Origin of the sequence: Pseudomonas fluorescens (assembly GCF_018614775.1) — a bacterium.
Classification (GTDB): Bacteria; Pseudomonadota; Gammaproteobacteria; order Pseudomonadales; family Pseudomonadaceae; genus Aquipseudomonas; species Aquipseudomonas fluorescens_BY.
Map to the genome: position 1 here is coordinate 18872 of NZ_JAGGOF010000063.1, position 9634 is coordinate 28505.

The following is a 9634-nucleotide window of genomic DNA, read 5'->3' on the forward strand; positions in this document are numbered from 1 at the left end:
CCTTTAGCCTTGCGAGATATCCCTATGACTCATCGTATTGTCATCGTTGGCGGCGGCGCCGGCGGTCTGGAGTTGGCTACCCGTCTGGGTAAGACTCTGGGCAAGCGCGGCACGGCCAGTGTGATGCTGGTCGACGCGAACCTGACCCACATCTGGAAACCCTTGCTGCACGAAGTGGCCGCCGGTTCCCTGAACTCCTCCGAAGACGAACTCAACTATGTCGCCCAGGCCAAATGGAACCACTTCGAGTTCCAGCTGGGGCGCATGAGCGGCCTTGACCGCGAACTGAAGAAGATCCAGCTGGCCGCCACCTACGACGAAGCGGGCGTGGAACTGTTACCGGCCCGGGAGCTGGGTTACGACAGCCTGGTGATTGCCGTCGGCAGCACCACCAACGACTTCGGCACCGAGGGCGCGGCCCAGCATTGCCTGTTCCTCGACACCCGCAAGCAGGCCGAGCGCTTCCATCAGCAATTGCTCAATCATTACCTGCGCGCCCATGCCGGCCAGACCGATGCCGTGGAGCGCATCAGCGTCGCCATCGTCGGCGCTGGTGCGACCGGCGTCGAACTGGCCGCCGAGCTGCACAACGCGGCCCATGAACTGGCGGCCTACGGCCTGGACCGGATCAAGCCGGAAAACATGCACATCACCCTGATCGAAGCCGGGCCGCGAGTCCTGCCGGCACTGCCCGAGCGCATCGGTGGACCGGTGCACAAGACCCTGGAAAAACTCGGGGTCAACGTGATGACCAACGCTGCCGTCAGCCAGGTGACCGCCGACAGCCTGATCACCGTCGATGGCAAAGTGATCGACGCGAGCCTGAAGGTCTGGGCCGCCGGGATCCGCGCGCCGGACTTCCTCAAGGAGATCGACGGGCTGGAGACCAATCGAATCAACCAGCTTCAAGTGCTGCCGACCTTGCAGACCACCCGCGACGAAAACATCTTCGCCTTCGGCGACTGCGCCGCCTGCCCGCAGCCGGACAGCGACCGCAACGTGCCACCACGCGCCCAGGCGGCGCACCAGCAAGCGTCAATGCTGGCAAAATCCTTGAAGCTGAGGATCGAAGGCAAGGCCCTGCCGCATTACAAATACACTGACTACGGCTCGTTAATCTCGCTGTCGCGCTTTTCGGCGGTAGGCAACCTGATGGGCAACCTCACCGGCAGTGTGATGCTCGAAGGCTGGCTGGCGCGGATGTTCTACGTGTCGCTTTATCGCATGCACCAGATGGCGCTGTACGGCATGTTCCGTACGGCGATGCTGATGTTGGGCAGCCGGATTGGGCGTGGGACAGAGCCGAGGCTCAAGTTGCACTGAAACACTACTGACGATCGTTCCCACGCTCTGCGTGGGAATGCAGCCCGGGACGCTCCGCGTCCCTTCAATGCCCCTTCAACCATCAAACCTGAAACCGCTGCACCATCGTGCGCAACGAATTCGCCAGTTGCGACAACTCATGGCTGGACGCGCTGGTCTGGTCCGCCCCCGTGGCCGAACGCACGGACAAATCCCGAATGTTCACCAGGTTGCGATCCACCTCACGGGCCACCTGTGCCTGTTCTTCGGCAGCGCTGGCGATCACCAGGTTGCGTTCGTGGATTTCGCTGACCGAGGCGGTGATGGTCTGTAGCGCGTCCCCCGCTCGCTCGGCCATCGCCAGGGTGCTGGCGGCGCGGCTGGAGCTGGCCTGCATGGAATCCAGCGCCTGGCTGGCGCCGCTGCGCATGCCTTGGACCATCTGTTCGATTTCCTGGGTCGATTGCTGCGTGCGATAGGCCAGCGCCCGGACTTCGTCAGCCACCACCGCAAAGCCGCGACCGCTTTCGCCGGCCCGGGCCGCTTCGATGGCCGCGTTGAGGGCCAACAGGTTGGTTTGTTCGGCGATCGCCCGGATCACGTCCAGCACCTTGCCAATGTCCTGCGATTGGTTGGCCAGGGACTGTACCAGGCCACCGGTCACCTCCACATCGTTGGCGAGGGCGCCAATGGCATCGACCGTGTCACTGACCCGCTGCTGTCCAAGGGACGCCGACTCACTGGATTGACGAGTCGCATCAGAGGTCGACACGGCGTTGCGAGCGACTTCCTCTACAGCGGTGGTCATTTCGGTGACGGCCGTGGCTGCCTGTTCGATTTCGTTGTTCTGCTGTTGCAGGCTCTGGGTGCTGCCGAGGGTCACCGCGTTCAGCTCATCGGCGGCGGTCGCCAGTTGCGTCGCCGAGCCACTGATGTTCTGCAACGTTTCACGCAGGTTCTGCTGCATGGTCGCCAGCGCCTTGAGCAGCCGGCTTACTTCGTCGTTGCCATGGGTTTCGATGGGCCGGGTCAGGTCACCGCGCGCCACGTTCTCCGCAGCGTTCAGCGCCTCGCCCAACGGCTTGACGATACTGCGGGTGAGCAGCATCGCCAGGGCCACCGTGGCCAGGGCGGCGAGCACGATGAACAGGCTGACGATCATGCGCGAATTGGCGTAGTGCTCCTGGGATTTCTGGCTCTCGATGGACACCTGTTTGGAGAACAACTCCGCCAGGTCGTTGAGCTGCTTGCCGGAACCGTCCACCACCGTCTTCATGTCCACCAGCAACAGTTTGATCAGGTCGTCACGACGGCCCTGCTCCGCCAGGGTGAAGGACTGGGCGATGCCCGCACGATAGGCGGCAAAGGTCTGCTTGAACTGGTCGTAGAGCGCCTTGCCTTCCGGGGTCACGACAAGCTTGTCGTACGTGGCAATTTTTTCGCTCAGCTCCTTGTCACGGGTGTCCATTTGCCCGCGATACACCGAGATGTTCTTCGGGTCCTGATCCAGGGCCATGCGCAGGGAAATCGTGCGGATGCGCAACATCAGTTCACGAATCTCATCGCCGCCGCGAATACTGGGCAGCCACTGACTCTCTACCGCGACTTCGCTGTCACGGATGCTCGACATCTGGCCCAGCGCAAACACCCCGAGCAATGCCACCAGCACGGCGATCAAGGCAAATCCCAATGCGGCGCGGGGGGCAATATTCAGCTGACGAAGAAACATAAACGGATGCCTTTTTTGTTATTGGCCTGAAATGGGGCGATCAGTCCAACCCCTGTCGGCGGGTTATCGGCATGTTGTACGACAACTTAAGACTTTCCACCTTTGCACAGGCAAAAAAAAATCCCCGTATCTGTCGATACGAGGATTTTCAATATGGTCGGGGTAAGGGGATTCGAACTCCTGACATCCTGCTCCCAAAGCAGGCGCGCTACCGGACTGCGCTATACCCCGGTAAAAAAAAGGCGACCCTTGCAAGTCGCCTTCCTCGATCAGCGCTTTTGGCCTCTGATCTTAAGATTCGATTCCAGCGAACTGGTCTCAAAAATGGTGGGTCGTGTGGGATTCGAACCTACGACCAATTGGTTAAAAGCCAACTGCTCTACCAACTGAGCTAACGACCCAAATATGGTCGGGGTAAGGGGATTCGAACTCCTGACATCCTGCTCCCAAAGCAGGCGCGCTACCGGACTGCGCTATACCCCGATTGAAATGGCTCCGTGACCAGGACTCGAACCTGGGACCCAATGATTAACAGTCATTTGCTCTACCGACTGAGCTATCACGGAACTGATATTTCAAGTTGCAACGTTGAAGCTAGCTTCAACCTCTTCTACCTGCCCGCATCGCTGCGTTCGTGTGTCTGAGGCGCGCTATTCTACAATCTTCAAAACCTCTGTCAACCCCTTAAATTGCTTTCAAGACAATGATTTGCAACTTGTTTCGGATTCCTTCTCAGCGAGAAGTAACCCCGGGGGGTGACGTACTGCGGGGCGCACTTTACAAGCCTTTTCCTTTGAGTTCAACGGCCTGATGAAAAAAATGGCCTCGCAAAGCGAGGCCATTCCGGTTGCAGGCAGTGCCAGCTTTTAGTGGAAGACGATTTCGTCGTTTTCCACCACGCCGGTCACGGTTTCGCCAGGCATGAAGCGACCCGACAGGATCAACTGCGCCAGCGGGTTTTCGATCCAGCGCTGGATAGCCCGCTTCAGCGGCCGCGCGCCATAGACCGGGTCGTAACCCACCGCAATCAGCTTGTCCAAGGCCTCGTCGCTCAATTGCAGCTTCAGCTCGCGCTCGGTGAGGCGACTGCGCAGGCGACCCAATTGGATCTCGGTAATGCCAGCAATCTGGTCCCGGGCCAACGGCTCGAAAATCACCACTTCGTCCACCCGGTTGATGAACTCGGGGCGGAAGTGGGTGGAAATCGCGTCCATCACCGCTGCGCGCTGTGCCTCACGGTCCCCTACCAGCTCTTGGATCTGCGCCGAGCCCAGGTTCGAGGTCATCACGATCACCGTGTTACGGAAGTCCACCGTGCGCCCGTGGCTGTCGGTCAGGCGACCATCCTCCAGCACTTGCAACAGGATGTTGAACACATCCGGATGGGCCTTCTCGACCTCATCGAGGAGGATCACCGAGTACGGTTTGCGCCGCACGGCCTCGGTCAGGTAACCGCCTTCCTCGTAGCCGACATACCCCGGTGGGGCACCGATCAGTCGCGCCACGGAATGTTTCTCCATGAACTCGGACATGTCGATACGCACCATGGCCTCTTCGGTATCGAACAGGAACTCCGCCAGCGCCTTGCACAGCTCGGTTTTACCGACACCGGTCGGGCCGAGGAACATGAATGAACCGCTCGGACGGTTCGGGTCCGACAACCCGGCACGGGACCGGCGCACGGCGTTGGCAACCGCCACCACCGCTTCCTCCTGGCCGATCACACGCTGGTGCAACAGACTTTCCATCTTCAGCAGCTTGTCGCGCTCGCCTTCGAGCATCTTCGACACCGGAATACCGGTCCACTTGGAAACCACTTCAGCGATTTCTTCTTCGGTGACCTTGCTGCGCAGCAACTGGTTTTCGCTCTTGCCGTGCTGGTCGACCATTTGCAGGCTGCGCTCCAGGTCCGGGATCACCCCGTACTGCAACTCGGCCATGCGGTTGAGATCGCCCTTGCGACGAGCCGCTTCCAATTCCTGGCGAGACTGTTCGATCTTTTGCTGGATCTGCGCAGAGCCCTGGACTTCGGCTTTTTCCGAATTCCAGATTTCCTCAAGATCGGAATACTCCCGCTCATGACGGACGATTTCTTCCTGCAACCTTTCCAGACGTTTCTTCGCCGCTTCGTCGCTTTCTTTCTTCAGCGCCTGGGACTCGACCTTGAGCTGAATCAAGCGCCGCTCCAGGCGATCCAGCACTTCGGGCTTGGAATCGATTTCCATGCGGATGCGGCTGGCGGCTTCGTCGATCAGATCGATGGCCTTGTCCGGCAATTGCCGGTCAGTGATGTAGCGATGGCTGAGCTTGGCCGCCGCGATAATCGCGCCATCGGTGATCGCCACCTTGTGGTGAACCTCGTAGCGCTCCTTGAGGCCGCGCAGGATGGCGATGGTGTCTTCTTCGCTCGGCTCCTCCACCAGCACTTTCTGGAAACGCCGCTCAAGGGCCGCGTCCTTCTCTATGTATTGGCGGTACTCATTGAGCGTGGTCGCACCGACGCAATGCAACTCGCCACGGGCCAGCGCCGGCTTGAGCATGTTACCGGCGTCCATGGAGCCTTCGCCCTTGCCGGCGCCGACCATGGTGTGCAATTCGTCGATGAAAAGGATGATCTGCCCTTCCTGCTTCGACAGTTCGTTGAGCAAGGCTTTGAGGCGTTCTTCGAACTCGCCACGGTACTTGGCACCCGCGATCAGCGCGCCCATGTCCAAAGACAGCAACCGCTTGCCCTTCAGGCCGTCCGGCACTTCACCGTTGATGATGCGCTGGGCCAGGCCCTCGGCAATGGCGGTCTTACCCACGCCGGGCTCACCGATCAACACCGGGTTGTTCTTCGTGCGGCGTTGCAGCACCTGAATCGTGCGACGGATTTCATCGTCGCGGCCAATCACCGGGTCGAGCTTGCCTTCCTCGGCACGCTTGGTCAGGTCGACGGTGTATTTATCCAACGCCTGACGAGACTCCTCGTGGTTGGCATCGTTGACCGCTTCGCCGCCCCGCAGGTTGTTGATGGCATTCTCCAGGGCCTTCTTGCTCACGCCCTGGCCGAGCAGCAATTTGCCCAGCTTGCTGTTCTCGTCCATGGCGGCGAGCAGCACCAGCTCGCTGGAAATGAACTGGTCGCCCTTCTGCTGGGCCAGGCGGTCGGCCTGGTTCAGCAGCCGCGCCAGGTCCTGGGACATGTTCACGTCGCCCGTCGGGTTCTGGATCTTGGGCAACTGGTCGAGTTCTTTCGCCAACTCCTTGCGCAGGCTGTTGACGTCAAAGCCCACCTGCATCAACAGAGGCTTGATGGAGCCGCCTTGCTGCTCGAGCATCGCCTGCATCAAATGCGCCGGCTCGATACCGGGATGGTCCAGCCCGACGGCCAGGGACTGGGCATCGGACAGGGCCAATTGTAATTTGCTGGTTAAACGATCAATTCGCATGGGTCACCTTCCTTTTGAGCAGGCCGGACCAAAAAACATCCTGAATGAAGAAACCTGCCAGATACCGCTATAGATGTGGACGATTCTGCAAGATTCAAGCGGGTTTCGTTGATGCAGATCAGCCAGATGACGCCGGCAGAAGCGGGCTCGCTCGCGAAAAGCGGTGTGTCAGCCGATTGAAGGTTAGCTGAGAGACTGCCATCGCGAGCAGGCTCGCTCCCACAGGAGGAGCAGCCAAACAACCTTCTATTGTTCGAGCCAGACCAGCGAAGCAAAACGACCGGTGCGCGGATTGCGGCGGTAGGAGAAGAAGCGTGGATCCGTCACGGTACACAGGCCACCACCGTACACCGCCGTAACACCCCGCGCCGCCAGTCGCAAACGCGCCAGTTCATAGATGTCAGCGAAAAACTTGCCGGCATTGTGTCCAGGTACGAAGGCTCGTGCCGCCTGGGGCAATTGCGCGACGAACGCTTCACGCACTTCCGCCCCAACCTCGAAGGCTTGCGGGCCAATGGCCGGCCCAAGCCAGACAAGGACCTCACCGGCAGGCGCCTGAAGACTGTCGAGGGTCGCTTCCAACACCCCGTTCGCCAACCCGCGCCAACCGGCATGAGCTGCCGCGACACGCGTGCCGGCATGGTTACAGAACAATACAGGCAAACAGTCCGCCGTCATCGCTGTGCAAGCGATGCCCGGCGTAGCGGTCCAACTGGCGTCGGCGGTCGCCACCTGGGCCGGGTCAGCCTCGACCACGTCTATTCCATGGACCTGCTGCAGCCAGGCCGGACGAATGGCGAAGCGTTCGGTAAGACGACGACGGTTTTCGGCGACGGCCGCAGGGTCGTCATCGACATGGTTGCCCAGGTTGAGGCTGTCGAACGGCGCCTGGCTGACGCCGCCCGCACGGGTGGTGACGCAGGCCTTGACCCGGTCCGGCGCGGGCCAGTCGGGTGTCAGCCAGTCACTCATCCGATGAACGCCTCGCGGTCCTGCTTGAGCAGCGTCAGCAGCCAGACGAAGTCATCCGGCAGCGGCGACTCCCAGCTCATGCGCTTACCGGTGGTCGGATGATCCAGTTCCAGGAAGCGCGCGTGCAGCGCCTGGCGCGGGAAATTTTTCAACGATTCGACCATGGTCACGCTGGCGGCCGGCGGAATGCGGAAACGACCGCCATAGGCCGGGTCGCCCACCAACGGGAAGTTGATGTGGGCCATGTGCACGCGGATCTGGTGGGTACGGCCGGTTTCCAGCTTGACCCGCACGTGGGTGTGGGAGCGGAAGCGCTCGAGCACGCGGTAATGACTGACCGCCTGCTTGCCGCCTTCCATCACCGCCATGCGCTGGCGCTGCTGGCCATGACGGCCGATGGGTGCGTTGATCTTGCCACCGGCGGTGACCACGCCGATCACGATGCACTCATAGATGCGGCTGACACTGCGGCTTTGCAGCTGTGTCACCAGCTGCGTCTGCGCCTGGATGGTCTTGGCCACCACCATCAGGCCGGTGGTGTCCTTGTCCAGGCGGTGCACGATACCGGCACGGGGCACATTGATGATATCCGGGACGTGGTGCAGCAGGGCGTTGAGCAGCGTGCCATCGGCATGGCCAGCCGCCGGGTGCACCACCAGGCCCGCGGGCTTGTTGATCACCAGGATGTCGTCGTCTTCATAGACGATGTCCAGGGCAATGTCCTGGGCAACCCATTCTCCCTGGGCCTCCTGTTCGGCAGTCAGTTGGAGGATGGCACCGCCATGGACGATGTCGCGCGGGCGAATGACCGCCCCATCCACAGTCAGGCGGCCGTCCTTGATCCAGGCGGAAAGGCGCGAGCGCGAGTGCTCGGCGAAGAGTTGGGCGGCGACTTGATCGAGGCGTTGGCCGCCCAATTCGGACGGCACCTCTGCGCGAAGTTCTATTTTATCGGACATGCTCGGACTAGGCGTCGGCACAGCCTTTGGTTTCGGCTGCGCGCTTGTGGTTAAATACGGCGTCTTTTGCCCCGAGGCTTTCAACGGGGCGCTCATCATAACAGGACGGCCCCGCCCAAGACAGCGGCCGTCATAGGGACGCAAGCCGCCATGCAAGTGAAACACCTGCTGCTGATCGCCATCCTCGCATTGACTGCTGCTTGCTCGTCGAAGGAAGTCGTAGACGAAAACCTGAGCGAAGTCGAACTGTACCAACAGGCGCAGAACGACCTGGACAACAACAGCTACGCCAGTGCCACAGCCAAGCTCAAGGCCCTGGAGTCGCGGTATCCGTTCGGTCGCTACGCCGATCAGGCCCAGTTGGAGCTGATCTACGCCAACTACAAGAACGCCGAACCGGAAGCGGCGAAGTCCGCCGCCGAGCGTTTCATTCGCCTGCATCCGCAGCACCCGAATGTCGACTACGCCTATTACCTCAAGGGCCTGACCTCCTTCGACCAGGACGTCGGCCTGCTGGCGCGCTTCCTGCCGCTGGACATGACCAAGCGTGACCCGGGTGCCGCGCGCGACTCCTACAACGAGTTCGCCCAGCTGACCAGCCGCTTCCCCAACAGCCGCTACTCGCCGGACGCCAAGCAGCGCATGATCTACCTGCGCAACCTGCTGGCTTCCTACGAGATCCACGTGGCCGACTATTACCTGACCCGTCAGGCCTACGTCGCCGCCGCCAACCGTGGCCGCTACGTGGTGGAAAATTTCCAGGAAACCCCTTCGGTGGGTGACGGCCTGGCCGTGATGACCGAAGCCTACCAGCGCCTGCACCTGGACGACCTGGCGGCCACCAGCTTGGAAACCCTGAAGCTGAACTACCCGGATCACCCTTCCCTGGTCGACGGCCAGTTCACGCCACGGGTCGCCGAAGCGGACAACCGTTCGTGGCTGAGCAAGGCGACCCTTGGCCTGATCGAGTCCCGCCCGCCCCTGCCGCCGGGTGAAACCCGCGCCAACCAGGACGTGCAGCGCCAGTTCCAGGACGCCAAGGAAGCCATTCCGAACGAGCTCAAGCCCAAGGACGAAAACGGCGACGTGATCGAGGAAGAAGAACCAGAAAGCGAGTCCAGCGACCGCTCCTGGTTCAGCCACCTGACCTTCGGCCTGTTCGACTAAGCCAAGGCGCCAGCAAAAAAGGGAGACCCGACGGTCTCCCTTTTTTGTGCCTGGTGTCCCGTCCTGAATAAGGT

At 61.1% G+C, this 9634-nt stretch carries 6 protein-coding genes and 4 tRNA genes; 2 read left to right on the forward strand and 8 right to left on the reverse strand.

Annotated elements, in window-relative coordinates; genetic code table 11:
• The first annotated feature begins 24 nt into the window (after positions 1 to 24).
• Positions 25 to 1323 (forward strand): NAD(P)/FAD-dependent oxidoreductase, encoded by a 1299-nt coding sequence (locus J7E36_RS17230; RefSeq protein ID WP_215005229.1) that lies wholly within the window; start codon positions 25 to 27, stop codon positions 1321 to 1323.
• An 82-nt stretch (positions 1324 to 1405) separates the two neighbouring features.
• On the opposite strand, the gene J7E36_RS17235 is transcribed toward J7E36_RS17230, so the two are convergent.
• The 8 genes from J7E36_RS17235 to rluD form a co-directional block, all read right to left on the reverse strand.
• A complete protein-coding gene (locus tag J7E36_RS17235; protein ID WP_215005231.1) occupies positions 1406 to 3031 on the reverse strand; it encodes a methyl-accepting chemotaxis protein in 1626 nt (541 codons plus the stop codon).
• A gap of 154 nt (positions 3032 to 3185) precedes the next feature.
• A tRNA-Pro gene (locus J7E36_RS17240) sits at positions 3186 to 3262 on the reverse strand.
• A 94-nt stretch (positions 3263 to 3356) separates the two neighbouring features.
• Positions 3357 to 3432, reverse strand: a tRNA-Lys gene (locus J7E36_RS17245).
• 5 nt (positions 3433 to 3437) lie between these two features.
• Positions 3438 to 3514 (reverse strand) — tRNA-Pro (locus J7E36_RS17250).
• A 7-nt stretch (positions 3515 to 3521) separates the two neighbouring features.
• Positions 3522 to 3597 (reverse strand) — tRNA-Asn (locus tag J7E36_RS17255).
• Positions 3598 to 3897: 300 nt separating this feature from the next.
• Positions 3898 to 6462 (reverse strand): ATP-dependent chaperone ClpB, encoded by a 2565-nt coding sequence (gene clpB, locus J7E36_RS17260; protein ID WP_215005234.1) that lies wholly within the window; start codon positions 6460 to 6462, stop codon positions 3898 to 3900.
• Positions 6463 to 6708: 246 nt separating this feature from the next.
• The gene (gene pgeF / locus J7E36_RS17265) at positions 6709 to 7434 is read right to left on the reverse strand and encodes a peptidoglycan editing factor PgeF (RefSeq protein ID WP_215005238.1); all 726 of its coding nucleotides are present in this window, start codon (positions 7432 to 7434) and stop codon (positions 6709 to 6711) included.
• Positions 7431 to 8393, reverse strand: coding sequence for a 23S rRNA pseudouridine(1911/1915/1917) synthase RluD (gene rluD / locus J7E36_RS17270; protein ID WP_215005241.1), 963 nt, complete (start codon positions 8391 to 8393; stop codon positions 7431 to 7433). Before rluD ends, pgeF begins: the two co-directional genes overlap by 4 nt.
• 150 nt (positions 8394 to 8543) lie before the next feature.
• Here rluD and J7E36_RS17275 point away from each other — a divergent pair, with 150 nt between their 5' ends.
• The gene (locus J7E36_RS17275; protein WP_215005245.1) at positions 8544 to 9560 is read left to right on the forward strand and encodes an outer membrane protein assembly factor BamD; all 1017 of its coding nucleotides are present in this window, start codon (positions 8544 to 8546) and stop codon (positions 9558 to 9560) included.
• Positions 9561 to 9634 lie beyond the last annotated feature (74 nt).